The organism is Cognatiluteimonas profundi (assembly GCF_009792795.1).
In the GTDB taxonomy this organism is placed as follows: Bacteria; Pseudomonadota; Gammaproteobacteria; order Xanthomonadales; family Xanthomonadaceae; genus Cognatiluteimonas; species Cognatiluteimonas profundi.
This window is the reverse complement of sequence record NZ_VKHQ01000005.1, coordinates 373,707-398,284: the sequence shown is the minus strand read 5'-3', so window position 1 is coordinate 398,284 and position 24,578 is coordinate 373,707. Positions and strand designations below refer to the sequence as shown.

Annotated in this window: 23 protein-coding genes and 1 pseudogene; 7 read left to right on the top strand and 17 right to left on the bottom strand. The window is 68.8% G+C overall.

Going from position 1 to position 24,578, the window contains the following annotated elements; translation table 11 throughout:
* The first annotated feature begins 161 nt into the window (after positions 1–161).
* On the top strand, positions 162–833 hold the full coding sequence (locus GST15_RS11755) for an SDR family oxidoreductase (protein WP_159017463.1): 672 nt from the start codon (positions 162–164) through the stop codon (positions 831–833).
* Positions 834–887: 54 nt separating this feature from the next.
* Here the strand turns inward: GST15_RS11755 and GST15_RS11750 are convergent, their stop codons facing one another.
* The 3 genes from GST15_RS11750 to GST15_RS11740 all read right to left on the bottom strand — a co-directional run bounded on the left by GST15_RS11750 (position 888) and on the right by GST15_RS11740 (position 3,401).
* Positions 888–1,292 (bottom strand): hypothetical protein, encoded by a 405-nt coding sequence (locus GST15_RS11750; RefSeq protein WP_159017462.1) that lies wholly within the window; start codon positions 1,290–1,292, stop codon positions 888–890.
* A 74-nt stretch (positions 1,293–1,366) separates the two neighbouring features.
* The gene (locus tag GST15_RS11745) at positions 1,367–2,143 is read right to left on the bottom strand and encodes a LytR/AlgR family response regulator transcription factor (protein ID WP_159017461.1); all 777 of its coding nucleotides are present in this window, start codon (positions 2,141–2,143) and stop codon (positions 1,367–1,369) included.
* Positions 2,136–3,401 (bottom strand): sensor histidine kinase, encoded by a 1,266-nt coding sequence (locus tag GST15_RS11740; RefSeq protein ID WP_199268769.1) that lies wholly within the window; start codon positions 3,399–3,401, stop codon positions 2,136–2,138. Before GST15_RS11740 ends, GST15_RS11745 begins: the two co-directional genes overlap by 8 nt.
* A 231-nt stretch (positions 3,402–3,632) precedes the next feature.
* Between GST15_RS11740 and GST15_RS11735 the strand changes: the two genes are divergently transcribed.
* Entirely contained in the window at positions 3,633–5,270 is a 1,638-nt protein-coding gene (locus GST15_RS11735) for a hypothetical protein (protein WP_159017459.1), read from the top strand.
* 115 nt (positions 5,271–5,385) lie between these two features.
* Here GST15_RS11735 and GST15_RS11730 read toward each other — a convergent pair whose 3' ends face one another.
* From GST15_RS11730 to GST15_RS11720, 3 genes are all read right to left on the bottom strand, one after another.
* Positions 5,386–6,675 carry an amidohydrolase family protein gene (locus tag GST15_RS11730; RefSeq protein ID WP_159017458.1) on the bottom strand — a complete coding sequence of 430 codons (1,290 nt, stop codon included), beginning with the start codon at positions 6,673–6,675 and terminating at the stop codon, positions 5,386–5,388.
* Positions 6,672–8,105, bottom strand: coding sequence for an amidohydrolase (locus GST15_RS11725; RefSeq protein WP_159017457.1), 1,434 nt, complete (start codon positions 8,103–8,105; stop codon positions 6,672–6,674). The genes GST15_RS11730 and GST15_RS11725 overlap by 4 nt, the downstream gene beginning before the upstream one ends.
* A gap of 222 nt (positions 8,106–8,327) precedes the next feature.
* A complete protein-coding gene (locus GST15_RS11720; RefSeq protein ID WP_159017456.1) occupies positions 8,328–8,564 on the bottom strand; it encodes a hypothetical protein in 237 nt (78 codons plus the stop codon).
* Between the two features lie 180 nt (positions 8,565–8,744).
* Here GST15_RS11720 and GST15_RS11715 point away from each other — a divergent pair, with 180 nt between their 5' ends.
* On the top strand, positions 8,745–9,995 hold the full coding sequence (locus GST15_RS11715) for a DUF4352 domain-containing protein (RefSeq protein WP_159017455.1): 1,251 nt from the start codon (positions 8,745–8,747) through the stop codon (positions 9,993–9,995).
* A 16-nt stretch (positions 9,996–10,011) separates the two neighbouring features.
* Here the strand turns inward: GST15_RS11715 and GST15_RS11710 are convergent, their stop codons facing one another.
* The 3 genes from GST15_RS11710 to GST15_RS11700 form a co-directional block, all read right to left on the bottom strand.
* Positions 10,012–10,869 carry a DNA ligase gene (locus GST15_RS11710; protein WP_159017454.1) on the bottom strand — a complete coding sequence of 286 codons (858 nt, stop codon included), beginning with the start codon at positions 10,867–10,869 and terminating at the stop codon, positions 10,012–10,014.
* A 102-nt stretch (positions 10,870–10,971) separates the two neighbouring features.
* On the bottom strand, positions 10,972–11,607 hold the full coding sequence (locus tag GST15_RS11705; protein WP_159017453.1) for a LysE family translocator: 636 nt from the start codon (positions 11,605–11,607) through the stop codon (positions 10,972–10,974).
* 1 nt (position 11,608) lies between these two features.
* Positions 11,609–12,358, bottom strand: a complete 750-nt coding sequence (locus GST15_RS11700; protein ID WP_159017452.1) for an NIPSNAP family protein — start codon at positions 12,356–12,358, stop codon at positions 11,609–11,611.
* An 85-nt stretch (positions 12,359–12,443) separates the two neighbouring features.
* On the opposite strand from GST15_RS11700, the gene GST15_RS11695 reads away from it, so the two are divergent.
* Positions 12,444–13,403 carry a helix-turn-helix transcriptional regulator gene (locus GST15_RS11695; protein WP_159017451.1) on the top strand — a complete coding sequence of 320 codons (960 nt, stop codon included), beginning with the start codon at positions 12,444–12,446 and terminating at the stop codon, positions 13,401–13,403.
* Here the strand turns inward: GST15_RS11695 and cueR are convergent.
* The gene (cueR, locus tag GST15_RS11690; RefSeq protein WP_159017546.1) at positions 13,400–13,855 is read right to left on the bottom strand and encodes a Cu(I)-responsive transcriptional regulator; all 456 of its coding nucleotides are present in this window, start codon (positions 13,853–13,855) and stop codon (positions 13,400–13,402) included. The two genes, GST15_RS11695 and cueR, sit on opposite strands and share 4 nt — an antisense overlap.
* Before the next feature lie 462 nt (positions 13,856–14,317).
* Positions 14,318–15,928 (bottom strand): MFS transporter, encoded by a 1,611-nt coding sequence (locus tag GST15_RS11685; RefSeq protein WP_159017450.1) that lies wholly within the window; start codon positions 15,926–15,928, stop codon positions 14,318–14,320.
* A 126-nt stretch (positions 15,929–16,054) separates the two neighbouring features.
* Between GST15_RS11685 and GST15_RS11680 the strand changes: the two genes are divergently transcribed.
* The gene (locus GST15_RS11680; protein WP_159017449.1) at positions 16,055–16,663 is read left to right on the top strand and encodes a DUF4760 domain-containing protein; all 609 of its coding nucleotides are present in this window, start codon (positions 16,055–16,057) and stop codon (positions 16,661–16,663) included.
* Positions 16,664–16,666: 3 nt separating this feature from the next.
* Here GST15_RS11680 and GST15_RS11675 read toward each other — a convergent pair whose 3' ends face one another.
* Both GST15_RS11675 and GST15_RS11670 read right to left on the bottom strand, forming a co-directional pair.
* Positions 16,667–18,226, bottom strand: coding sequence for an ATP-binding response regulator (locus GST15_RS11675; protein ID WP_159017448.1), 1,560 nt, complete (start codon positions 18,224–18,226; stop codon positions 16,667–16,669).
* Between the two features lie 188 nt (positions 18,227–18,414).
* On the bottom strand, positions 18,415–18,957 hold the full coding sequence (locus GST15_RS11670) for a cytochrome b (protein WP_159017447.1): 543 nt from the start codon (positions 18,955–18,957) through the stop codon (positions 18,415–18,417).
* A 158-nt stretch (positions 18,958–19,115) separates the two neighbouring features.
* Here GST15_RS11670 and GST15_RS11665 point away from each other — a divergent pair, with 158 nt between their 5' ends.
* Complete coding sequence (locus GST15_RS11665; RefSeq protein ID WP_159017446.1) at positions 19,116–20,438, top strand: metal-dependent hydrolase family protein; 1,323 nt, start codon at positions 19,116–19,118, stop codon at positions 20,436–20,438.
* 88 nt (positions 20,439–20,526) lie between these two features.
* Positions 20,527–21,234, top strand: a complete 708-nt coding sequence (locus GST15_RS11660) for an NnrU family protein (protein ID WP_159017445.1) — start codon at positions 20,527–20,529, stop codon at positions 21,232–21,234.
* Positions 21,235–21,356: 122 nt separating this feature from the next.
* Here the strand turns inward: GST15_RS11660 and GST15_RS11655 are convergent, their stop codons facing one another.
* The 4 genes and pseudogenes from GST15_RS11655 to GST15_RS11640 all read right to left on the bottom strand — a co-directional run bounded on the left by GST15_RS11655 (position 21,357) and on the right by GST15_RS11640 (position 24,565).
* Positions 21,357–21,995, bottom strand: a complete 639-nt coding sequence (locus GST15_RS11655) for a YceH family protein (protein ID WP_159017444.1) — start codon at positions 21,993–21,995, stop codon at positions 21,357–21,359.
* Positions 21,996–22,232: 237 nt separating this feature from the next.
* Positions 22,233–22,964: an oxygen-binding di-iron domain-containing protein gene (locus GST15_RS11650; protein ID WP_159017443.1), complete on the bottom strand. Its 732-nt coding sequence runs from the start codon at positions 22,962–22,964 to the stop codon at positions 22,233–22,235.
* 111 nt (positions 22,965–23,075) lie between these two features.
* A complete protein-coding gene (locus GST15_RS11645) occupies positions 23,076–23,708 on the bottom strand; it encodes an SOUL family heme-binding protein (RefSeq protein ID WP_159017442.1) in 633 nt (210 codons plus the stop codon).
* Between the two features lie 87 nt (positions 23,709–23,795).
* Positions 23,796–24,565: pseudogene (locus GST15_RS11640) on the bottom strand (extracellular catalytic domain type 1 short-chain-length polyhydroxyalkanoate depolymerase).
* Between the last annotated feature and the right edge of the window lie 13 nt (positions 24,566–24,578).

The window sequence follows — 24,578 nt, the reverse complement described above, 5'->3', positions numbered from 1 at the left end:
CTAGGCGCGGGAATCAGCAGCCCGGCGTGAAGGCAGACGCCATCCGATGAACACCGGCTGACGCGCTTGCGCGCACGGTCGGGCCGCGGATCTGCGCCGGTTCCCCTTGACTCCGACGCGTGTCACCGCCATTCATCCTCCTCCCCGCACGGATCGACGACATGGCCAACATCCTCATCACCGGCGCCAATCGCGGCATCGGCCTGGCGCTGACGCAGCAATTCACTTCGCGCGGCGACCACGTCATCGCGGTGTGCCGCCACGGCAGTCCGGAGCTGGACAAGACCGGTGCGCAGGTCGAGGCGGGCGTCGACGTCACCGATGGCGCAGCGGTCGATGCGCTCGCGCAGCGCCTGGCCGATGTGCGCATCGATACGCTGGTGCTCAACGCCGGCATCCTGGCGAAGGAATCGCTGGGCACGATTGACGCGGCCGGGTTCGACAGCATGCGCCGGCAGTTCGAGGTCAATGCGCTGGGACCCCTGCGCGTGGCGCAGGCCTTGCGCGATCGGCTGGGCGACGGCGGCAAGGTCGGCATCATCACCAGCCGCATGGGATCGGTGGCCGACAACGGCTCCGGCGGGTATTACGGCTATCGCGCGTCGAAGGCTGCGGTGAATGCGATCGGAAAGTCGCTGGCGGTGGACCTGAAGCCGCGCGGGATCGCGGTGGTGTTGCTGCATCCGGGCTATGTCGCCACCGACATGGTCGGTGGCAGCGGGGATGTCACGCCGACGGACGCGGCGAAGCAGCTGGTCGCGCGGCTGGATGCGTTGACCCTGGAGCAGAGCGGGAGTTTCTGGCACGCCAATGGCAGTGCGTTGCCCTGGTAGATCGTTGCGTCCATCGCGACTGACGTCGCTCCCACAGGTGCGTCGCAGGTGCGTTCAGCGCGTTGCGACCGCAGCCGGCCGGTCGCAATCCGGGCCCACGCTGCGCGCGTCAGCGCCGACACACACGCGCAGGTCGGACACAGTCGTGACCTGGCGGCTGCCGCCCGTGGCCACGGCGAAGCGCTCGACCGGCGTGGACTGGCAGTCCCGGTCGCGCTTGCTGGTCGACGCGGATGCGGGTGCAGGCGTCGGTACGCAGTCGCGCGGATACAGGGTGTAGTAGCACTGCCCGCTTGCACTGCGCAGGCACTCGAAGCGGGTGACGGTGGGTTGCGCGACGACCTTGCTGTAGAGGGTGTCGGTGCCGTCGGCATGGATGCGGTCGACGGTGACGTGGCTGCCAAGGTCGAGGCCGAACATCGACAGGACGACGTAGACGAGGGTGGCGAATGCGTTCATGGGTCACCTTGCAGGGAGCGGCGCGTGGCGCCGGTTGGATTGCGGAATGGGATCGCGGCGCGAACCGGTGTCGGTCACATATGGCGGAACAGCGCCATGTAGGGCGCGCTGACGGTCAGGGTCTCGGGACGGGACTTGAGGCGCACGGTGCCGCGGCCGCTGTCGTCGCGGACGATGCCGGCGATGGCCTTGAGGTTGACGATGGTCGAGCGATGGATCTGCTTGAACGTGCTGGTGTCGAGCACGGTCATCAGCTCGCGGATCGGCGTGCGCAACAGCGCCTCGCCGTCGGCGGTCACCACCGTCGTGTACTTGTTGTCTGCGCGGAAGTACGCAACGTCGTCGACCAGGATCAACCGGGTCTCGCGGCCCGCGCTGGCGGTGATCCAGGTCAGCGGCTCCGGGTCGTCGGCGCGTGGAAGATTCCGGCCAAGGCGTTCGAGCAGGGCGGCGAGTGCCTCGGCATCGGGACGATCGGCGCGCAGTTGCAGGCGTTGCACGGTGGCCGCCAGCCGCTCGGCGGTGATCGGCTTGAGCAGGTAATCGATCGCGCCACGCTCGAACGCGTCGACGGCGTACTGGTCGTAGGCGGTGACGAACACGATCTGCGTGCGCGGGCTGACCTGCGCGGCGGCGGCCGCGACGTCGAGTCCACTCAGGCCGGGCATGCGGATGTCGAGGAAGGCGACGTGCGGCTGGTGTTCGGCGATGGCTTCCAGCGCGCAGGCGCCGTCCTCGCAGGCGGCGATGACCTGCAGTTGCGGCCAGGCCTGGGCGAGCTGGTCGAGCAGCGCCTGGCGCAGCAGCGCTTCGTCCTCGGCGATGACGCAGGTGGGGATGGCATCAGACATGGCGGCTGTCCCTGGTGAACTCCGCCGGCACGGTGATCGTCGCGGCGACGCCGGCGGGGAAGTTGGCGACGACGGCCAGCGCGGCCCGACCGTCGTAGACCAGGCGCAGGCGCTCGCGCACGTTCTTCAGGCCGATGCCGGTGCCGCTGGTCTTTGCATTGGGGCCGGCGTTGAGACCCTCGCCATCATCGGCCACGGTCACCGCGACCACGTCATCGTTGCGGCGTGCGCGGATCCACACGGTGCCGCCGGCGGTGCGCGGCTCGAGGCCGTGCTTGATCGCGTTCTCGACCAGTGTCTGCAGCATCATCGGCGGCAGCGGCGTGGCGCGCAGGTTCTCCGGGATGTCGACCTGCACGGACAGGCGGTGGCCCATGCGGATCTTGAGGATTTCCAGGTAGGCCACGGCGCGTTCGAGTTCGGCGCCCAACGTCGACAGCTCATCCTCGGTGCGCGGCAGCGAATGGCGCAGGTACTGGATGAGATGGCCGAGCATTTCGTCGGCGCGCGGCGGGTCGCTGCGCGCCAGCAATTGCGCGCTGGCCAGGGTGTTGTAGAGGAAGTGCGGCTCCACCTGCGCATGCAGCAGGCTGAGCTTGGCGACGGTGAGCTCCTTCTCGGTCTCGGTCTGCGTCGCCGCGGCCTTCTCGGTGCGACGCAGCGCGGCGACACGGCGGCTGATGGCGCGGGTGATGGCTTCGGCATTCTCGAAATTGCTGCCGTCGTCGACCAGGAACCAGTCGCTCCATGCCGGGGTTTCCGGTTCGCAGATCAGGGTCACGCTGCCGCTGTCATGGCCGGGCACGACGGTCGCCAGCAACTGGTTGCGCGGCGTGCCGAACCACGACAAGGGGTTCCAGCGGCCCAGCGGACGCTCGCCGTGGTTGGCGGGGCGGCCGACCTTGGCGCGCACCTGCAGGCTGTCGCGCGCGCTCTCGACCTGCTCGATGCGCGGCAGTTCGCGGATGGCGGCGTCGAGCAGGTCGAAGGCCTCGCCGGCTTCCAGCGGGATTTCGATCTGCCGGCGCTGGCGGTTGGCGAGCGCGGCCTTGTCGAGGCGACCGGTGATCAGCTGCACGCGGCCCAGGTGCGACATTGCGCCGGCAACCACCAGGGCCATCGTGAGCATGCCCGCGATCGTGATCGGCCAGTCGAGCTGGCCGAGCAGCGGGATGTTGTTCCAGATCGCGGCGGCCAACAGGACCACCAGGAACCAGGCGATCGCGATGCGCAGCACGAAGAACAGGCTCTTGATCACGGATGGGCTCGATGCGGCTGGATTGGGGGCGAGCATATCGACCGCCAGCCCGGGAGTGGCGGGGTTTGCGACGCAAGCCGGAATGCGCCGACGAACCCGCATTGCGGCGGGGCGAAAATCGGGCGGGCGGCTGGATTGGTGACGCGAGTGGCAGAGGCCGGTAGATGCACGGCCCACCAGCTCCGGCGTGATCATGGGAATATTCACGCATTCTTCACGAGCCCCGTTCCCATGAAGGCATTCGCCGCCGTATTCGTCCTGCTGTGTCTTGCGCCCGCGTCCGTCTTCGCCCAGGCCGCGACCGGCGGTCGTTACTCCTTTTGCCAGGTCAACGACACGGGCAAGCGGGATATCTGGGTATCGCAGGTGTTCCCGACGCCGCCGGGAACGGACCTGATGGACACGGCGCTCGCCTCCGAATTCCATGCCTACGTGGGCACGCTCGGCGGTGCCGGAGACAAGACGTGCGTGACGGCGGTATCGCGCGCGGCCGCCGAGGAAACCCGGGCCAGAATTGCCGCCATCATGGGCAAGCGCAGCTTCGGCATCCATGTGTACGACTGGCATGACGTGAACTGGACGCCGAGCGCGGCCACCTACGCCAACACCACGCCGGCGCCGCTCACCGCGGCGGCGAAATTCGTCTATTGCCGTTCCGTCGACACCGACAAGCGGGTCCTGGTGACGTCCGGCATTTTCGTGCAGACCATGCCGCCGATGAACGACATGGCCTATTTCAAGGCATTGACCCGCTACGCCTCGGAATTCGGCGCCCGCGCCGCCGCCACCCACGGCGTCGACGCGCAGGACGCGCTGTGCATCCCCAGCGACACCCAGGCCGAGGCTGACAAGAGCCGCAATGACTTCAGGAAGTCATTTCCGTTCTCCGGCATCAAGAAGGTCGATCTGGACTTCACGCCGGGACCGGCGCCGGCAACCGATGCCGTCGCGCCAGCGATGGCAGCCGCGCCCACGGCCACGCAACCGCCCGCGGTGCGTTCATCGGGCACCGTGGACGATGTCGAGGAGGATTTCTGGCGCCGGATGTCCTCGAGCAAGGCTGCCGAGGATTTCGAGGATTACCTGGCCGCGTATCCGCAGGGAAGCCATGCACCGGTCGCGCGACTGGAGGCGAAGCGGCTGCGCCGCGCTGGCGGCGCGCCGGCAGTGACGGCGAAGACGAAGGCGAAGGCGAAGGCGGCGACAAAGACCGCCAGCGCCGTCGCGCGCGCCGCCAGCGTGCCCGCGGCGGATCCCGATCATCCGATCGACGAGGCCGTCGGCAGGCAGGTCGCAGGCGACGCGTTCTTCCAGCTGCCTGTGGGCACCGGCGAGGTCGCGCATCGCTCCGGCACCCGCATCGTCAACCAGACCGTGCCGGTGACGGCCGACGGCAGCGTGCAGCGGGTGGCGGGCAGCAACCAGTGCCGGCTCGACATCACGGTGCTGGCGGGCGAGGGTGGCCTGGTCAGGACCGTCGCGACCGGCCAGACCTGGGCCGGCATCATCCCGCTGAGCATGCGCTCGAAAACCAGCAGCCAGTACGCCGTCATCGACGGGGTCATCAAGGCGGTCGCCATCGACAAACTGGTCGGACAACCATTCCCGCTGGTCGCCGGCAACACCTTCGGCTGGAGCGTCACCTACGAAAACGTCGACAACACCACCGGCACCACGCGCTACGGCCAGGACTGGAGTTGCCGGGTCGGCGCCACCGCGCCGGCGAGTACGTCCATTCCCGGGATGCCCGGCGAGCAGACGGAGCTGCAATGCAACGTGCGTTTCGTCTCGCTGGCGCTCCCCCCGCAGGACCAGGTGATCGACTGGTACAGCGCGGCCGGATGCTTCATGCAGGATCCGACGCGCTGACGAGCGCCGGGTCGTCGGTCGCGTCCGTGGCGCGCGCCGGCAGTGCTTCCTTCGTTAGTGCCGGCGTCCGCAGCTTCCGAGGGAGTGGCGGACGTGGATCAGCGGATGACCGGCGTCAGCGGGCGATGTCGGGGTAGGCGCGCGGCAGGCCGTCGTTGGGGTGCATGTAGCGGTCGCGCAGTTCGGTCTGGCGCGAGCGCATCGGGATCGCGTTGCCGTCGAGCCAGACCTGGCGCGCGACGGTGCTGACTTCGAGCGGGTCGCCGCTCCACAGCACCAGGTCGGCGCGCTTGCCCGGCGCGATGCTGCCGACGTCCCCGGCGACGCCGAAGGTTTCGGCGGGCACGCGGGTCAGGCCGGCGAGGCCGTCTTCCCACGGCAGCCCGTTGGCGACGGCGTTGCCGGCGATCTGGCGGATCTTGCGCGCGTTGTGCGATGCGTCGCCGAACTGCGCGAACGCGACCGCGACGCCCGCGGCGTGCAGGCGCGCGGCGTTCTCCATCGTTGCGCCGATCTGGTCGAAATCCGCGGGCAGGTCGCTGAGCGGATCGACGAACACCGGCACGTGCGCCGCGGCAAGACCCGGCGCGACGCGCCACGCCTCGGCGCCACCGGCGATCGCGATGCGAACGTCGTGGCGTTTTGACCAGCGCAGCAATTGGCGGATGTCGGCGGCGCGATTGACGCCGACCACGACGCGACCGCCACCGCCGATGTATTTCGCCAGGGTGGCGCGGCCGGCGGGTGTCAGCAGTGCCATCGGCGAATTGGGCCCGATGCGGCCGTGGACTTCGTCGATCAGCTGGTCGAGCAGCATCCACTGCGCCGCGCGCGAATCGCCGGTGAGGCCGGCCGCACTGCTGCCGAGGTCGACGAACAACACGCGTGGACCGATCGGATCGGAGCTGCCATCCAGGCGCACGATGCCGCCCTGGCCGCCGATGATCGATCCGCCCTGCGTGCTGTCGGCGCCGAGCAGCGTCCAGCCGATGCCCTCGATGCGGGCCACCGGGATCAGCACCGAGTCGGGGTTGTAGGCGAGCGTCACGTCGAATTCCGGACGCACCGTCATGTGCTTGGCGCCGTCGCCGAGCGCCACCGATTCGTCGACCGTGCTCTTCTCGCCGGACACTTCCTCCAGTCCGATGTCGGTGATGCCGCCGAACAGCGTCGGGGTCAGCGGCGCACCATTGGCTTCGACCACCCGCGCGTCGCCGGCGGCAAGGCCGATGCCGACGGCGCTGATTCGGCCGTCGTGCACGCGCACGTCGGCATGCTGCAGGGTGCCGCGCGCCGTCGCGGTATGCACGGTCGCGTTGTGGATCAGCAGGTCCTGCGCCGACGCCGCGAACGCGCAGCAGGCGAGCAGGGCGGTGGCGAGCGAGGTCATCGCGAGGCGGTTCATTGCACGACCCCCGTCATCGCCGCGCCCTGGCCGAGCATGAAGTCCGATCGCGGCTGGCGCGCGGGATCGTTGCGGTCGTAGATGCGGGCGCCGTCGATGTAGACCTGCTCGGCGTGCGCGTAGACGCTGAACGGCGTGCCGTTCCAGACCACGACGTCGGCCATCTTGCCGGGCTCCAGCGTGCCGGTGCGGTCGAGGATGCCGAGCGCCTTGGCCGGGTTCTTGGTGATCCATTCGACCGCGTGTTCCGGCGCGATGGCGATGCCGGCCAGCTGCGCGTGCGCGATTACCTTGGCGGCTTCCTGGTTGAGGCGCTGGATGCCTTCCTCCGAATCCGAATGCACGATCGCGCAGCTGTTCGGCGCGCGATCGACCAGCGCGATGTTCTCCTGGATGCCGTCGAAGGCTTCCATCTTGAAGCCCCACCAGTCGGCCCACATCGCCGCGCACGTGCCTTCGGCGGCCAGCCGATCCGCGATCTTGTAGGCCTCCACGGCGTGGTGGAACGCGGCGACATGGAATCCGAATTCCTTGGCCAGGTCGAGCATCGTCGCCATCTCGTCGGCGCGATAGCAATGGATGTGCACGAGGATGTCGCCGTTGATGGCGCCGGCGAGCGTGTCCATTTTCAGGTCGCGCTTGCCGCCGGTGTCGGCGTCGCTGTCGGGCGCGGTGTCGGGATCCTGCCACCAGTGACGCTTCTTCGGCGCGGCTTTTGGCTTGGCGTTGTGCTTCTTGATGTAGTCCGCGGCGTCGATGAACGCGGCGCGGTAGCCGGCGACGTTGCCCATGCGCGTCGACGGTCCACCCTTCTGGCCATAGACGCGCTTGGGATTCTCGCCGCAGGCCATCTTCAGGCCCCACGGCGCGCCGGGGAATTTCATGCCCTGGTAGGTGGTCGACGGCACGTTCTTCAAGGTCACGCCGCGGCCACCGATCAGGTTGGCCGAACCGGGCAGGATCTGCAGCGAGGTGATGCCGCCGGCGAGCGCGGTGAGGAAGCCCGGATCCTGCGGCCAGATCGAATGTTCGGCCCAGACATTGGGCGTGGTCGGCGCGGTTGCCTCGTTGCCGTCGCTGGCGGCGGTGACGCCGGGACTGGAATACACGCCCAGGTGCGAATGCACGTCGATCAGGCCTGGCGTCACCCACTTGCCGGTGCCATCGACGCGGGTTGCATCGACCGGCGCATCCAGATGGCTGCCGATCGCGACGATCCTGCCGTCCTCCAGCAGGATGTCGGCGTCGTCCAGGCGCGTGCCGGTGCCGGTGAGCACCGTCGCATGCTGGATCAGAACCGGGCCGGACGCGACCGGATGATAGGTGCTCGGATAGGGGTCGTCGGCGGACCGCGTCTGCGTCGACGTGGCAGCCTGCGCATTGGCGATGAGCAGCGTCGCCGCGAGCGCGGCGATCAGTGGTCTGGACATGATTTCCCCGGCGGAACGACGAACCAACATCGCACCCTAGCGCCGCCGCCCCGCGCTGCCAATCCCACGTTGGTCATGCACCGGCGTGACAGGGTGCACGGAACAGCTGCCTGGTGCAGGGCGTCATCGACCCGTCGCGGGCGGACGTCATCGGCCGGGGTCATCGCGCCCACGGGAACCGGACGAGCCGGGAGCGGACCATTGCTGGCGCGGGACTCGGGGTCAGCTGTAGTCGATGAGCGTTCCGAGCCGGCGTTTCTGGCGGGCCCGCTCCAGCGCGGCATCGATGTCCACGTGCCGTGGGTTGGCGTCCCAGTGCTGCAGCTTGTAGATGTCGGCGCGCGGGTACTCGCTGATCACGCGGCCATCCTTGATCCACTTCCAGTCGCCCGGCGCGAGTTCCTGCGAGAGGGCGAAAATGCGTGCCGTTGCCTGGTTGGACGAGTAGATCAGGTTCACTGGATGTCTCGAGCGGTGGGCATGTGTTGCGCGGCCGGTTGGCGTCTGGCACCTGCAGAGCTTCAGTCGTGACGCGTCAAGACGGCGCCAACGCGCCAGGACGGGCGATCCGTCGCTCGACCGCCATCGGCTCCGGCCGCTACCACCTGGCCTTAACTTCCCGGGTGAAACGCTGCCTTGATGGCATGTCGGGACCTATCGAGCAGTGCGCCCAGGCACCGTCCACGCGTCCGGACGGGTTCGGCGCACCCGGCTCGTCGCTGCCTGCTCGCGATTGCGGTCGTTGCGATCGCCGGGTGCCAGGGCAAGGACGGCGGGAGCAGCAGCGCGATCGACGGATTCGGCGCCGCGCAGCAACCCGGCCAGGCCACGTCGACCAAGCCGCTGCGGATCGCCCTGGACGGTGCGCACACCGCTGACCGCATCAGCGTGTCCGGCTTCGACGCCAAGCAGCCTGCCACGGGTAACCGGTTCGTCGTTCTCGACGTGGACGTGCGCAACACGGATACGCAGCCGCGCGTGTTCTCCGAAGGAAAGCTGGTTGCCGTCGACGAGCAACGCGAGCGGACATTCGCCACTCCGGTCAACATCTTCGCCGATGGTTACCTGCAGCTGCAGGTGCTGCAGCCATCGGCGAGTGCGCGCGGGAAGATCGTGTACGAGGTGCCGGGCGACATGAAGGGCGTGCTGTACTGGGTTCCCGGCGAGGGTGGCGAGCGCATCCTGCTGCACCTGCAGCCCGAGTTGGCTTCCAAAGACCGCATCAACAGGGACCGCATCGACAACGGCAGCATCAACAACGGCAGCACGAAGCGCGCGGCGACGACGTCGAGTGTTGCCCAAGCTGCAGATCCCGAACCGGTCGCCGGCAACAACGCAATGCCCGCGGCGCCCGTCGGCGCCGAGCCCGGCGACGAGGCCAGCGTTGCGCCAGCGGCCACGCAGGCAGTCGCGACAGCCAGCCCCGGTGGCGGGCAGGCACGCGCCATGGCGTGCCAGGCACTGGTGTCGCGCAACGATCCGGCAGAGAAATCCCGCTATGTCGCCTTCTTCAAACGCCAGTGCGCGGGGTATGCATTTCCTCCCGCCTGGGCCGCGCCGGCGCAGGTCGCCACGGCAACACTCCCGCCGCCGATTCCGGATCCTGCGACGCGCTGGCCGCCCCGTGCCGGGCCGGCCTTCGATTGCGAGCAGGCTTTCACGCGTGCGGAGCACCTGATCTGCGAAGACTCGGTGTTGTCGCTGATGGACTGGGAACTCACGCGCACGTATGCCAGTGCCGCCCGCACGACCGACGACCAGGCTGCGTTGCAGCGCGAGCAGGACGACTGGCGCAGGCATGTGCGCGATGCCTGCACGACGGTGCGCTGCATCGAGGACGCCTATGCCGAACGGACCGCCGACCTCACGGCAATGACCCGGCCGCCTTGAGCGGCCCGCACGCGAGCTAGTTCGGATCCGGCGGGGGCATGTCGTCGCGGACGCGCATGAAACGCGCGAAGCGCGGCGTGCCTTTCGACGTCAGCCCGTTGTAGCGATAGGTGACGTTGCTGCCGATCGCGGGTGGATGCCTGCGTTGCGCATCACTGAAGCCGCTGCCGATGCGGAACTGCAGGCCATCGGGTCGACGCACGACCAGCGCGCCGAGTTGCCCGGCGTATTTGCCCCGGCCGGCGGTGTACGCCACCACCCGCGCCTCGGTGTCGTCGTAGGGTTTGTACTTGAGCAGGGTTGCACTGCGTCCGGGTACATACAGCGCATCGCGGTGCTGCAGCACCAGCCCCTCGCCACCGGCGGCGACAACCGCCTTGAGGCGCGCGTCGAGCTCGGCCCTGTCGTGCAGGCGGTACTGCGGGATGACCCGCAACGAGGCGCTGCCGACGCCCGCGACGAGCGCGCGCATGTGCAACACGCGTTGCTCGAAGCGGCCGGGGTCGCCGGGCAGGTCGAACACCATCAGGTGCACCTGCCGCCAGCCGTCGCCACCGATGCCAGGTGCGCGCACGAGCTTGCTGATCGCATCGAAGCGGCCGCGCCCGATCCACAACTCGCCGTCCATCGGCACCGAAGGCCAGCGCGCCGTGAACCACGCTGGCGGATCGATGCGGGCACCGCTGCGCGCCCACAGGTGATGGCCGTCCCAGCGCCCGCGAACGCCATCGAGCTTCTCGCTGATCCAGTAGTCGCCGACGTCGACGCCGCCCCTGTAGACCATCGGCAGCATGTTGCGTGGCGGCGCCGCGGCGGACGCCACGAACGGCGCAGCCAGGCAGATCGACAACAGCAGGGCAATCAGGTGTCGCATGGCTCGTCCTTGAGCGTCGCGGGCCTGCAGCGTGCCGTGATCCGCGGGCGGATTGCGTCAGGCAAACCGCAACGCGCGTGTCGGTGAATCGCGCGCCGCGTGTCAGCGCATCCGCCAGCCCTCGAACGCGGTGTAGAACGCGGTCGCGAGCAGGATCGCCCCCACCAGTTTCGCCAGCACCGCGCCGGTCGCCGGCCTTGTCGCCAGCGCGCCGCGCACGCGGTCGCCGGCCAGTGCCATGCCGCCGTAGACCACGGTCTGCGTGATCGCGATGATCAGCCACAACACCACCGCCTGCAGCCAGGGCAGGCCGTATTGCGGCTTCAGGAACTGCGGGAAGATCGCGAGCATGAACAGGTAGGCCTTCGGATTGAGCAGGCTCGTCAGCATGCCCTGGCGAAAGGTCGCTGCCTGCGTGCGCAGGCGCTGCGCCGGCAGCTCGCCGAACATGGCACGACTGCGCAGCAGCGAGATCCCGATCCACGCGATGTAGAACGCACCGGCGAGCAGCACCGCGTTGAACGCCGCCGGGAACAGCCGCAGCACCGCCATGATCCCGAGCGCACCCATGGTCACGTGCACCACGCCGCCGGCGACGATGCCCGCGGTGGCCGCGATGCCGGCGCGGCGACCGCCGACCAGCGCGCTCGCCATCACGTAGGCCATGTCCAGCCCCGGCAGCAGCACCACGCCGAACACCAGCACGAAGAACAGCCACAGGTGCGAGGTGTCGGTCATGTCATGCGTCCCGCGGATGCAGTCGTCGCGAACGCGCGGTCGGCGCCAGCCGCAGCGTTTCGCTGCGCATCGTCAATCGTTGCAGTTCGCTCGCTGCCGATCGCCACGCCGGGCTGCCCGCCAGCGCATCGCAGTGCTGGAGATAGGCCTGGATGGTGTCGAACGCCATGAACCATGCGAGCACGTGCTCGCCTTCACGCACCGGCAGGCGCGGGAAGTTGTTCGGCGCCGGTTCGCTCACCAGCGTTGCCAGGATCGTCGCGCCGGCGTCGACGAGCAGCGCGGTGATGGCGTCGTCGAGCAACGCGATCGCCGCGGCGTCGACCGGCGCCGCGAAATGGCAGAGCGTCGCGACCACCAGTTGCGTTGTCGATTGGCCGGATGCCGGACGCGCGCCAGGGCGAAAGCCCGAATCCGGATGCACCGGCCGCAGCAGCAGCACGTTGTCCGAATCCAGCATCGTCGCGTTGGCCGCATCACGATGGGCCTGCCAGGCCGGACCACCGTAGAAGGCCGACAGCGCCGCGGCGCGCGCCGGCATGTCGGTGAATCCACGCAGCCAGACGAAGCGGTCGGGTGCGTCGAGGTCGCGGAACTGGCCGAACAGCGTCATGCCGACGGCTTCCTGCGATTCGATGAATTCGCGTTCGAACAGCTCGATCAGCACATCCCGCTGGCCGGGACGCAGTGTGTACTGGCGCAGTTCCAGCACGCTGCAGGGGGAGGCTTGCGTGTCGGCGATGTCGGGCATGGCGCATCCAGGCGTTGGGGGCGACTGGGAGCCTACGATCCAACCAGGACGAATTCCGCCCTGATTGATCGTTAGACTCGCGACCATGCAACGTCCGGCCACCCGCGTGCTTGCCCTGCTCGAGCTGTTGCAGGCGCGCGGCGCCGTCACCGGCACCGAGCTGGCGCGCGAGCTGGGCGTGCACGGCCGCACCCTGCGACGCTACATCACGGTGCTGGAAGAACTCGGCATCCCGGTGACCAGCGAGCGCGGCCGCTTCGGCGGTTACCGGCTGGTGCCCGGATTCAAGCTGCCGCCGATGATGTTCGGCGATGACGAGGCGCTCGCCTTGTCGCTGGGCCTGCTCGCCGCGCGTGGCCTGGGCCTGGCGGATGCCGCGCCGGCGATCGCCAGTGCGCAGGCCAAGCTTGAGCGCGTGATGCCGGCGGCACTGCGCAGCCGCGTGCGCGCGGTCGACCAGACCATCGCGCTGGACCTGTCGCGCCACCCGCAGGCGGCCGGCGACAGCGGGGTGCTGCGCGTGCTCAGCGCCGCCGCGCAATCGCGCCAGCGCGTGCGCATGCACTACCGCAGCGCGCAGCGCGCCGACAGCGAGCGCGATTTCGATCCCTATGGCCTCGCCTGGCGCGGCGGTCGCTGGTACGCCGTCGGCCATTGCCACCTGCGCAATGGATTGCGCTCGTTCCGGCTCGATCGCATCGCAGCGGTCGCGCCGTTGCCGGCGAGCTTTGGCCGGCCGGACGACTTCGATGCGCTCGGCCATCTCGCGTTCTCGCTGGCGACGCTTCCGCGCGCGCATGCGATCGACGTGCTGCTGCACACCGACCTGGCGACCGCGCGGCGCGAGGTCTTCGATGCGATCGGACTGCTGCAGTCCGCCGATGGTGGCGTGCGGCTGCTGGCGCAGGCCGACGACCTGGACTGGTTCGCGCGGGAACTGGCGCGGCTGCCGTTCGCGTTCGAGGTGCGTGCGCCGGATGCATTGCGCGACGCCGTGCGCGTGCTGTGTGCCCGCTTGCAGCAGCAGGTCACCACGGCGGGCTAGGGCGGCAGCGGCATCCCGGCGAGGTCGTCCAGGATCGGACACTCGGGCCGCGCGTCGCCGTGGCAATGGCGGGCGAGCGACTGCAGCGTGCGCTGCATCGCCTGCATCTCGGTGATGCGCTCCTGCAGCTCGGCGGCGTGCGCCTCGGCCAGCGCCTTGACCTCGGCGCTGGAGCGCTGCCGGTCGTTCCACAATCCCAGCAGGACTTCGATCTGTTTCATCGGGAAGCCAAGCAGGCGCGCGCGCTTGATGAAGCGCAGCCGGTGCAGGTCGGCATCGGCATACAGGCGATAGCCGGCGAAGGTGCGCTGCGCCGTCGGAATGAGTCCGGCGGCTTCGTAGTGGCGGATCATCTTCGCGCTCACGCCGGTCGCGGCGGCGGCTTCGCCGATGTTGTGGAATCCCTGCTGGCGCGCTTCGGCGAGTTCGGGACGCAAGGCGGGCCTGGCCATCGGTGTGGATTCCATGGGGACGTCGGGTCCGTGCAGCGTGCACCTTCCCACCGGGTCAACGTCAACCCGCGCCCCTGTCCGGCCGCCCTGCCTCGACAGGGCCGGTTCGGCGGTGTTGACCTTGCCATCGGGGCAAGCTCCAGAGTCCGTGTCGCGGCAATCGGCCGCATCTCCGGAGCTCTCCCCATGTCGACCTCGACCCGCGCCGTTTCTTCCGCTGCCGCGCAGGCCGCCGCCTGCGGCTGTTGCAAGTGCAGCGAGTGCCGTTGCGTCGCCTGCAACTGCTGCAAGTGCGCCGCATGCCAGTGCGGCGACAAGCCGGCTGGCTGAAACCCTTGAAACCCGACGGCGGGACCGGCGCCCACCGGCCCCGCCGCCTGGCCACTCCCTGACGAGGAGGCGCCCAGCATCGCTGGCGACGATCGCAGGGATTGCGACCGGCAGGCGGGTCGCGACCGCAGCTCAGCGCTGCAACGCGTCCTGGATGTCTTCCAGCCCCTGTCCGCGCGTCTCGATGCCGCTGCGCCAGAGCATCACGCCGGAGATCGCCATCGGCACCGCGATCAGCACGGCCGACAGGGCGAAATTGCCGAAGAAGCCGAGCACGCCCAGGCCCGCGCCGAGGATGCCGCCGAATTTCGAACTGGCCGCGATCACGCCCGAGCCGGTGCCGCGCAGGTGCACGGGATAGATTTCCGCGGCGTAGGGAATCAGCATCGCGATCACGCCGCTGACGCTGACCAGCAAGGCCACCGTCGCCGCCATGGTCACGGCCTGCGAGTGCACGCCGCCGGATCCCATCGCGAAGAACGCCAGCAGCGCCAGCGTGGTCAGCCCGATGAAGAGCACCAGCGACTTGAAGCTCGACCAGCGGTGGTAGAGCCAGATCACCACGCCGATGCCGGGCAGCGCCAGCACGGCAGAGAGCGCGAGCAACCTGCTGACGCCGGCGGCTTCCACGCCCATCCCCGCGAGGTTCACCGGCAACCACAGCACGAAGCCGAAGTTGACCAGGCCCCACGCGATGCCGCACATCACCAGCCCCCAGGTGATGCGCGCATGGCGGCCGCGCAGCAGCTGGCGCATGCCGACGACGGGATGCCGCTCGTCGATCACCGGCGCGCCGGGATGTTGCGCGTCGTCGGTCTCGATCGCGTCCGATGCCGAGTCGCCGGCGAACTTGCGCAGCACCGCGCGCGCCTCGCGCTCGTATCCGGCGTTGGACAGGAAGCGCGGTGATTCGGGGATGTAGCGGTTGAGGAACAGGATGATCGCGCCCGTCGGCAGTCCCAGCAGCCACAACACGCGCCAGCTGAACATCGGCTCGAGCAGCGACGCGGAACCCGCGGCCAGCAGGTAGCCCGCGGAGGTACCGACGCCGCCGAGCGCCACCAGCAACCAGCCGCGATGCGCGGACGGAATGGTTTCGGCCATCAGCGTGAAGGTGATCGGCAGCAGCCCGCCAGCCGACGCACCCATCAGGAAGCACATCACCAGGTTCCAGCCGAACGCCGGCATCGCGCCGCAGATGGCGGTGCCCATGAACATCAGCGCCGACAGCAGGATCGCGGCGCGGCGACCGAACACGTCGGCCAGGCGCCCCCACACGACCGAGCCCACCGTGGTGCCGATCAGCGCGACCAGCGCGAGCAGGCTCGCGGTCGGCTTCGGGATGACGTATTCGGCGCTCATCCCCGGGACCACGAAGCCCAGCGTCGCCGGCTTCATCACATCGATCGCCAGCGCCACCACCAGCACCGCCACCAGCTTCCAGTGCTCGCGATTGAGCGGCACGCCGTCGGCGATGTGGAAGTGCAGGTGGCTGGAATCGTGCAGCGTGCGCCGCACCTGCTCCAGGCGCGGCATCAGCCCGAACGTCGACAGCAGCAATCCGGCGGGGATCAGCGCCATGCCGGCCAGCATCAGCGGCGTCATCGGCATGCCCACCAGCTGCCAGTGCATCGCACGGCCCATCAGGAACATCGGCATGTGCGCGAACACGCCGGCCACCACGGCAAGGCAGCCGACCCAGAAGGCGACCGGATGGTGGAACGACATCGTGTCGGGCTTCATGCGGCGGGCGGACGGCAGCGGGGAAGCGCGCAGGATACGCGGGCCACGACCATCCCAGCTGCGGGGACGCCGCAAATCCGCCGCGCCGGCCATTAAGCTGGAGGTTGGCGCGAACGGAACCCGGTCATGGCGACAACAGACCTGATGGCGTGGCTGAACCTGCTGGTTTCAGCACTGACCCTGATCGTGTTCGTGGTCAGCATCCGATTCCTCGGCCGCCAGATCACCGAGCAGCAACGGCAGATCGCGCAGCAACAACTGCAGATCGAGAAGGCCGACCAGCAGGTCAGCAAGGAGCACGACTGGAACCGGCGCAAGGCCGTGGTCGAGTTGTCGCTGGATTATTCGTCAATCGAGCGCATGGACGTCCGCCGGCGACTGGAGCGGTACGCCGACTGGTACGACCCGATGCAGGACTACGACACCCTCGCCGCCGGGCAGCAGCGCGAGATCGATGCCGACCTCAAGCAGGTGCTCAATTACCTCGAAGGCATCGCGGTGGCGATCAAGCACAATGTCTACGACCGGGACATCGCCTACGAATTCCTCGGCGCGCATGTGCCGGCCGTCTACCGCTGGAGCAAACCCTGGATCGACCGGATGCGCGCGCATGCCGGCGACGCGAGCATCCTCGAGGCGGTCGAGACCCTGTCGGCGCAATGGGAGCTGCGCAACCGCGACCTCGCCCAGGTGCTCGATACGCCGACCTGGCGCGAGGGCAAGGCGCCGACCTGAGGCTCAGCTCGCCTGCAGCAGCGTTGCCCCGCTGCCGGACTTGAGCTCGCGCATCATGCGTTCGACCACCAGCGGATCCAGTGGCTTGATCAGGTGCAGGTCAAAGCCCGCATCCTTTGAACGCCGCCGGTCCTCGTCCTGGCCCCAGCCGGTGACGGCCACCATGGTGACGGCCGTGGCCCAGGCCTGTTCGCGGATCTGCCGGCAGGCGTCGTAACCGTTGAGCCGCGGCATGCCGATGTCCAGCAGTACCAGGTCCGGCTGGAATTCACGGGCGACGCGCACTGCCTCCATGCCATCGTTGGCCGAGCGCGTCTGGTGGCCCATCATGTCGAGCATCATGGCCAGCGTCTGCGCCGAGTCGACGTTGTCGTCGGCCACGAGCACGCGAAACGCGCGCACCTCGCCGGCCGGTGCGGATGCTGCCGCCACGGCGGCCGCATGGCCGAGCGGCGGCGTCACCGCGGCCAGCCTGACTTCGACCTCGGTGCCTTGTCCGTCGGGGCCCGCACGCAGGTCGATGCGGCCGTTGTGCATTTCCACCAGGCGCTTGGCCAGGCTCAGTCCGATGCCGAGCCCGCCTTCGGAACGATCGAGCGTGCTGTCGACCTGGCCGAACATCTCCAGCACCGTCGACACCTGCTGCGCGGGCACGCCGACGCCGTTGTCGATCACCGACACGACGACCTCGTCGGCATCCGCGCGTGCGACCAGCTGCAGGATGCCGCCATCCTCGGTGTACTTGGCGGCATTGTTGAGCAGGTTGGAAAACACCTGCGCCGTGCGGGCCGGGTCGACGTTGAGCCAGACCGTCTGCGGCGGCAGCGTCACCGACAACTGGTGTCCGTGCCCGACGATGCTGGGATGCGCCGCCTCGATGGCGTTGTCCAGGACGCTTTGCAGGGTGACGATGGAGCGGCGCAGCTCGAGCTTGTCGCGGGTGATGCGGCTGACGTCGAGCAGGTCGTCGACCAGCCGCACCATCTGCACCAGTTGCCGCTCCATCGCCGCGCGTGCGATGTCGACCGTTGCGGCGTCGCGTGGCGAGCGCTTCATCAGTTCCAGCGAATTGCGGATCGGCGCCAGCGGATTGCGCAGCTCGTGCGACAGCGTCGCCAGGAAGCGGTCCTTGCGCCGGTCGGCCTCGGCCAGGTCGGCCGCGAGCCGACGCAGGTTTTCTTCCATGCGCTGCAACTCGGTGATGTCCGAGCGCATCGCCGATGCGCGGTCGCGCGCGTTGTGCAGCCATTGGCAGACCAGCGAGATCGCCAGGCCCATCACCAGGTACAGCAGCAACTGGATGGCATCGGCACGATCAACGATGGCGAGGCTGCCGACCGGCTCCAGCAGGAACCACACGCCGGCCACTGCACCCAGCCCGGTTGCGAGTACGCCAGGTTTCCAGCCGCCGATCCATGCCGAAATCAGGATGGCCATGAAGAACGGCATGAAGGATGCCGTCTCGAACAGCCACGCCGACTGCAACCGCACCAGCAACGCGATCAGCGTCGTTGCGATGGCGACGAAATACCTGAACCAGCGCGACTGGAAGTAAGCGCTCATGAACCCGATGCTAACGGCTTGACGCGCGCTTCACATTAACGAGTCGCTCAGGTTTGTGGACGTGCGTCCCGCTACGCCGGCCGCGTGGCTGATTGCACCCTCGCGGCACGACCAATGCCGCCAGGCGACTGGCGCATTTCACTCGATCCGTGCAGGACCGGGGTTCGGCAGGCCCGGTTGCCGGATCGTCACAGCATCCGCTTGAGTGTGTTGTCGTGGCGGAAGAAGTGGTGCCACAGCGCGCCGGCGATATGCAGCCCGATCACGTAATAGAAGATCGTGCCGATGTTCTCATGCAGGCCGCCCAGCTGTTCGTGCAGGGCGTGGTCTGGCGCCATCGGCGAGGGGATCTCCAGTGTAGTGAACGGCACCTTCAATGGCCCGCCGGACCACACGGTGAACAAGCCCAGCAGCGGCTGCACCAGCAGGAAGGCGTACAACGCGAAGTGCGTGACCCGCGACAGCAGCGATTCCCATGGTGCGATCGCGGGCGCCACCGGCGGCGGCGCATTGCGCAGCCGATGCAACAGGCGTGGCAACACGAGTGCCAGTACGACCAGCCCGAACAGGATGTGGCCCTGCATCGGCACCTTGGCCGCATCGCTGCCGCGTGGGAACACGCCGCGGAAATTGATGAACACGTACGCCAGCGCAACGGCTGCGAACGCCAGCCAATGGAACCAGCGCGCCTGGCGCGAATACCGCTCGGTCGGTGTCACGTCGGTCTGCATTGCGGGAAGATCCTGTCAGGTGAATGGGGGCAGCATACGGCGACTCAGCGTCGCCCGCGCCGGGTGATGGCGCGATGACCGCACCGCCGGCGGCCCGGCCGCGGCATCGCCTACACTCGCCCGACCACATCCGATTGGGGAATCGCATGAAGCGTCGCATGACCGTGTTGTCCGCTGGGCTGCTGTGTGCGGGCCTGCTGTCGGGGGTCGCCAGCCGGGCGCAGACACCGGCGCCGACCCGCCAGCCCGTGCCGCAGCCCGCCATCGTGCTCAGGGCGGCGCATCTGTTCGACGGCAGGACCGGTCGCCTGACCGAGCCGGGCGTCGTCGTGGTCCAGGGCCAGCGCATCACCGGCGTTGGCGCCAATGCCGCGATCCCGGCCAACGCGCGCGTCATCGACCTGGGTGACGCCACGCTGCTGCCCGGCTTCATCGACGCGCACGTGCACATCGCCGATGACCACGACGACGACTGGGCCGCCGGCATCTACAACACCATGCTGCGTTTCCCGGCCGAGCAGGCCTTCCACGCCGCGCACAACGCCAAGGTGACGCTGGAGGCCGGCTTCACCACCGCGCGTGTCGTCGGCGCCGCTGACTTCGTCGACGTGTCGCTGCGCAACGCGATCAACGACGGCCTGGCCGAGGGCCCGCGCCTGCTGGTCGCCGGTCACGCCATCGGTTCCACCGGCGGCCACTGCGACAGCTCGCCATATCCGCCCAACCGCGTCATGCCCTCCGGCCCGATGGAGGGCGTCTGCAACGGCGCGGAGGAATGCCGCCAGGCGACCCGCCTGCAGATGAAGTACGGCGCCGACGTCATCAAGATCTGCGCGTCGGGCGGCGTGCTGTCCGAATCCGATCCGGTCGACGTGCCGCAACTCACGCCCGACGAACTGCGCGCGATCATCGGCGAGGCGCACACCTGGGGCCGCAAGGTCGCCGCGCATGCGCACGGCGATCTCGCCGCGAAGCTCGCGGTCGAGGCCGGGGTCGACTCCATCGAGCACGGCAGTTTCGTCCAGCCCGCCACGTTGCAACTGATGAAGAGCAAGGGCGTGTACCTGGTGCCGACGCGCATGACCCAGCTGTGGGTGCTGCAGAAGGCCGATACCTATCCACCGAAGATCGCCGCCAAGGCCCGCGCCGCCGGCGCCGCGCACGAAGCGATGTTCCGCAACGCGCTCAGGATCGGCGTGCCGATCGCCTTCGGCACCGATGCCGCGGTCTTTCCGCACGGCCTCAACGCACAGGAATTCGGCGACTACGTCGACCTCGGGATGTCACCGGCCAATGCGCTGCTCACCAGCAGCCAGGGCGCCGCGAAGCTGCTCGGCGTCGATGGCGAGACCGGCACGCTGGAAGCCGGCAAGTTCGCCGACGTGGTCGCGGTGCCGGGCAACGTGCTGGAGAACATCCGCGCCACCGAAAAGCCGGTGCTGGTGATGAAACAGGGCGCGGTGGTGGTCGACAGCCTGTGATCCATCCCGTCCCCCGCAGGCGGGGGAAGGTGCCGAAGGCGGATGGTGGCGCTGCTGCCATCCCGCCCACCACGCAGGAGAAGCACGCATGACATCGCAACTCGTCTTCTCCCTGATCGCCGCTGCCATCGTGTGGGTGTTCGTGCACATCGGCATCGCCGGCACATCGTTGCGCGGGCCGATCGTGCGGATGCTGGGCGAACGCGGCTTTCGTGCCGTGTTCTCGCTGGTGTCCATCGTCACCATCGTCTGGCTCGCCAGTGCCTGGAGCGCGGCCGGTCCGATCCGCGTGCTGTGGCAGGCGCCCGGCTGGCTGGCGCTGCTGTGCATGGCGTTGATGCTGCCGGCGGTGCTGCTGCTGGTCGGCGCGCTGACCACGCCCAACCCGACCTCGGTCGCTGGCGCGCGCGCGCTGCAATCCGAAACGCCAGCGAAAGGCGTGCTGCGGGTGACGCGCTATCCGATGCTGTGGGCCTTCGCGCTATGGGCGGCGACGCACCTGATCGTCATCGGCACGCTCAGTGGCGTCATCTTCACCGGCGCCTTCCTGGTCACCGCGATCGCCGGCATGCCCAGCCTGGATGCCAAGTACGCCAGGCGCGCACCGCAGCAGTGGGCCGCATTCGCCGGCGTCACGTCGATCCTGCCGTTCGTTGCGATCGCGCAGCGCCGCAACCGGTTCGTGTTCGGCGAGATCGGGGCGTGGCGGATCGTGCTGGCGATCGTGCTGTGGATCGGGTTGGTTGCGATGCACCCGCCGGTGTTCGGGGTGAATCCCTGGCGGTATCCCGGCTAGAAGACAACGACGCAGAACAGGGGTCGGATTCCTTTCGCTTGAACGGATCGCGAGCCCGCAGGGCGGCCCTCCCGAGCCGCAGCGACGCAGGCCGCTGATCACCGCGACGAACGCGCGGTGGTCTATCCACCCAGTGCCGCGAGCTTCTCGCGGATATCCGCCATTTCGCTTTCCAGTGCGGCCACGCGTGCTTCCAGTGCTGACGGTTCGGGCTCGCTGCGCTGGCCCACGCGTTCGGAGATCGCCTCCACATCGACCGGGCCGCAAAGCAGGTGCGCGTAGCGGTCCTCGCGCTGGCCGGGGCCGCGCGGAATCCGCACGATCAGCGCCGGTTGGCGCTGGACCAGGCGTTCGAGGTGATGGCGCACGTCATCGGCATCATTGAATTTCGCCAGCCGCTCGCTGCGTGCGTACAACTCATGCACGGTCTGTGCGCCACGCAACAGCAGCAATCCAAGCAACGCGACCTGCGGCTGCGGCAGGCTGAAAAAGGCGCCGGTGCGATGTTCGTAGCGCTCGGCGCGCGAGGAGAACCCCTGCTTGGCCAGGCGCCTGGCTTCCAGCTGGCGCAGGGCGTGATGCACGTCGCCCGGGTCCAGGGCCATCACCGGCTCGCGCGCGGTCTTCTGGTTGGCGGCGACGTGCGCGGCATTGATCGTCAGCGGGTAAGCGTCGGGCGTGGTGGCTTCCTTCTCGATCAGGCAGCCGAGCACGCGCGCTTCGGCGGCACCGAGCACCGGCACTGCAGAGTCGTCTGTCATGGGGCGCTTCGTATTGCGGGGCCACCAGCATAGCTCCCGATGCCTGCCACGCACCCGGCGACTGCGCGCGATCATGCCGCTTGCACTCGCGCAAGGCTGGTTGAAACCCGCCCTGCGGCTTATCCGTCGTGGGCGTGGGGCGGTTCGCGACCGACCGCCGCTTCCGATCGCCGCGTGGTCGGAAGCGATGTTTTCATTCCGCGTGCGTCCACGCGACCGCGTTGCCGGCAACAGGGCTCACTGCGCCAGTTCCACCGCCAAGGCGCGCAGCAGCGCCCCGCCATCGCCGCGCCAGGCGCTGCCGTGCATGCAGGCCAGCGTGGTCGGGCGGGTGTTCGCCAGCTTCTCCAGCAGCGCGTCGGCGTATGTCGTGTGCGAGAAATAATCCATCGCGTGGCGGAAGGCTTCGCTCGGGCCGAGGATGTCGGATTCGGTCAGTGCGGTGCGGCCGTCACCGGGCTGGGTGAACAGGTCGCCGCACAGCAGCGTGCCGGTGTGCTGTTCCAGCATGAAGCCGCATTCCCAGGCATGCGGCAGGTGTGGCGCATCGAGCCACTGCAGGCGATGGCGCCCAAGCGCGACGACTTCGCCATCGGCCAATGCCCGTGGCGGGCGGTCGGCGAGGTCGCCGATCGACACCATGGCCGCAACCGTGCCGCACAGGGGCGTGGCCTGCGGCGCCGCGGCGAGCCAGTCGTTGAGCGCTCCGCATTCGTCCGCCTCCACATGCGAGAACGCGACATGCCGCAGCCGCTCGACCGGCATCACGTGCGACACGGCCTCGCGCACCAGCGGGAACAGCTGGCGCAGCCCTGCATGGAACAGCAGCGGCTCGTCGTCGACGATCAGGTACTGGTTGAAGGAGAAGCTGCCGGCGTCCCCCGGCAGCAGCGTCGGCGTGCTGATGCGGAAGATTCCCTCGGCGACCTCGTGGACGTTGGTGCCGGATTGCGTGTTGGTGACGGTCATGGGTATCCCTTCGCGCGCCGTGGCCTGTGTGCGTTGACATGTACGAGAATGGCGCGGGCGGTCGGACACGCCGCCGGGAAGACGCACGTCGCCCGGATGATCCCGGGCTGGCTATGGCTGCAGCGGGATCATCACTTCGTTGCGCCGGATGAACCACGGCGTCCACGGCGGGTTGTAACGCGCCAGCGTGGGCGGTCCGGCGGCATTCAAGCCGTGCGTCGCCATGTACTGGCGCAACAACGCGGTCCTGCGTTCGACGTCCGTTGCGCGTGCGCGACCGGAGAACCGCACGACGGCCATCCGCGTCGGCGGCAGCGCCTGCAGCCGCACGCGGGCATCGTCGGGTCGCGGCAGGGTCTGCAATGAATACCCGGCGGGCATCGTGAAGCGCACGGTCCACGCGCCAGCACCCTCGGCTTGTGTCACCGGTGCGGTCATCGCAATCCGTTCGCCCGGCGATGCCGGCGCCTGCGTCACCGGCGCGGTCATGGGGATGCGCTGCTTCGGCACGTTGCCGCCGAAGATGTAACCGGCCAGCAAGCGGAACCCGGCACGCACCGCCGCATCCTGGTCGCCGGGCACCGTCACTTCGGCAACGACCAGCGCGGGGTAGTCGCGCACCGAGAACGCGCCGTCCTGCGAAACGCGCCTGAATGCGGGCTCTTCGGCGGCCATCGTTGCACCTGCGATCAGGACGCTGGAAAGGAGCAGGCAGCCGCACAGTCGCCTGGTGCGTGTGTTCATCGGATGGTCTCGCGCGATTTCCGCTCTGGCATGGCCTAGCTACGCGAACGGCCGCGGCGATGGGCCAGCGGCGGTCGAGTGGCGCGCCTACGCGTGCCGTGGCGCAACCGCGTGCTGCAGGAAGAACCGCAGCATCTCCGACGACGCATCCGGTCCGGTCGGATCGGTGTAGGTCCCCTGCGGACTGCCGCCGCTCCAGGCGTGGCCCGCCCCGTGCAGGCGCCAATGCTCGGCGTGCGTTCGACCCGATGCGTCGGCGAAGCTGTCGTGGGTGAACGCGCGGCCACCCGGTATCGCATCGCGCCGTGACGTCGCATGCAGTGCCACCAGATCCGCCTGGGTGGCATCACGGACGATCGCTGCGCCGTTGCTCGCCGCGACGGTATGGTCGGCGTCGCCATGGAAGACGATCGTCGGCACCGCGGCGCCGGATCGCCCGTGCGTGTCGCGCGAGGCCGTCGGCACCGCTCCGCCCTTCATCGCGGTGAACGCGGACGCCACGTCATGCGCGGCGCCGAACGGCAGGCCGGAATGCGCGCCGACCGCCGCGAACACGTCCGGATAGCGTTCGCCCAGGATCACCGCCATGGCGGCGCCCGCCGACAAGCCGGCGACGAAGATGCGGCGCGGGTCGATGCGGTAGTCCGCAGTGACCTGGCGCGTGATGCCGGCGATGAGCGCGGGTTCGCCGCGACCATGCGCCTGGTCCTCGGCGCGGAACCAGTTCCAGCACTTCGAGCCATTGGCCCTGGCTGCCTGCGCCGGATACGCGACCAGGAATCCCTGGGTCTCGGCAACGCATTCATGCGCGTGCCGGCGGCGAAGTCGTCCGGCGATTGCGTGCAGCCGTGCAGCATCACGACCAGTGGC

Excerpts from the sequence above, each read along its gene's own strand:
- GST15_RS11755 (WP_159017463.1), top strand. The coding sequence starts at position 162 with ATGGCCAACATCCTCATCACCGGCGCCAATCGCGGCATCGGCCTGGCG.
- GST15_RS11750 (WP_159017462.1), bottom strand. The coding sequence starts at position 1,292 with ATGAACGCATTCGCCACCCTCGTCTACGTCGTCCTGTCGATGTTCGGC.
- GST15_RS11745 (WP_159017461.1), bottom strand. The coding sequence starts at position 2,143 with ATGTCTGATGCCATCCCCACCTGCGTCATCGCCGAGGACGAAGCGCTG.
- GST15_RS11735 (WP_159017459.1), top strand. The coding sequence starts at position 3,633 with ATGAAGGCATTCGCCGCCGTATTCGTCCTGCTGTGTCTTGCGCCCGCG.
- GST15_RS11730 (WP_159017458.1), bottom strand. The coding sequence starts at position 6,675 with ATGAACCGCCTCGCGATGACCTCGCTCGCCACCGCCCTGCTCGCCTGC.
- GST15_RS11725 (WP_159017457.1), bottom strand. The coding sequence starts at position 8,105 with ATGTCCAGACCACTGATCGCCGCGCTCGCGGCGACGCTGCTCATCGCC.
- GST15_RS11715 (WP_159017455.1), top strand. The coding sequence starts at position 8,745 with ATGGCATGTCGGGACCTATCGAGCAGTGCGCCCAGGCACCGTCCACGC.
- GST15_RS11710 (WP_159017454.1), bottom strand. The coding sequence starts at position 10,869 with ATGCGACACCTGATTGCCCTGCTGTTGTCGATCTGCCTGGCTGCGCCG.
- GST15_RS11705 (WP_159017453.1), bottom strand. The coding sequence starts at position 11,607 with ATGACCGACACCTCGCACCTGTGGCTGTTCTTCGTGCTGGTGTTCGGC.
- GST15_RS11700 (WP_159017452.1), bottom strand. The coding sequence starts at position 12,358 with ATGCCCGACATCGCCGACACGCAAGCCTCCCCCTGCAGCGTGCTGGAA.
- GST15_RS11695 (WP_159017451.1), top strand. The coding sequence starts at position 12,444 with ATGCAACGTCCGGCCACCCGCGTGCTTGCCCTGCTCGAGCTGTTGCAG.
- cueR (WP_159017546.1), bottom strand. The coding sequence starts at position 13,855 with ATGGCCAGGCCCGCCTTGCGTCCCGAACTCGCCGAAGCGCGCCAGCAG.
- GST15_RS11685 (WP_159017450.1), bottom strand. The coding sequence starts at position 15,928 with ATGAAGCCCGACACGATGTCGTTCCACCATCCGGTCGCCTTCTGGGTC.
- GST15_RS11680 (WP_159017449.1), top strand. The coding sequence starts at position 16,055 with ATGGCGACAACAGACCTGATGGCGTGGCTGAACCTGCTGGTTTCAGCA.
- GST15_RS11675 (WP_159017448.1), bottom strand. The coding sequence starts at position 18,226 with ATGAGCGCTTACTTCCAGTCGCGCTGGTTCAGGTATTTCGTCGCCATC.
- GST15_RS11670 (WP_159017447.1), bottom strand. The coding sequence starts at position 18,957 with ATGCAGACCGACGTGACACCGACCGAGCGGTATTCGCGCCAGGCGCGC.
- GST15_RS11665 (WP_159017446.1), top strand. The coding sequence starts at position 19,116 with ATGACCGTGTTGTCCGCTGGGCTGCTGTGTGCGGGCCTGCTGTCGGGG.
- GST15_RS11660 (WP_159017445.1), top strand. The coding sequence starts at position 20,527 with ATGACATCGCAACTCGTCTTCTCCCTGATCGCCGCTGCCATCGTGTGG.
- GST15_RS11655 (WP_159017444.1), bottom strand. The coding sequence starts at position 21,995 with ATGACAGACGACTCTGCAGTGCCGGTGCTCGGTGCCGCCGAAGCGCGC.
- GST15_RS11650 (WP_159017443.1), bottom strand. The coding sequence starts at position 22,964 with ATGACCGTCACCAACACGCAATCCGGCACCAACGTCCACGAGGTCGCC.
- GST15_RS11645 (WP_159017442.1), bottom strand. The coding sequence starts at position 23,708 with ATGAACACACGCACCAGGCGACTGTGCGGCTGCCTGCTCCTTTCCAGC.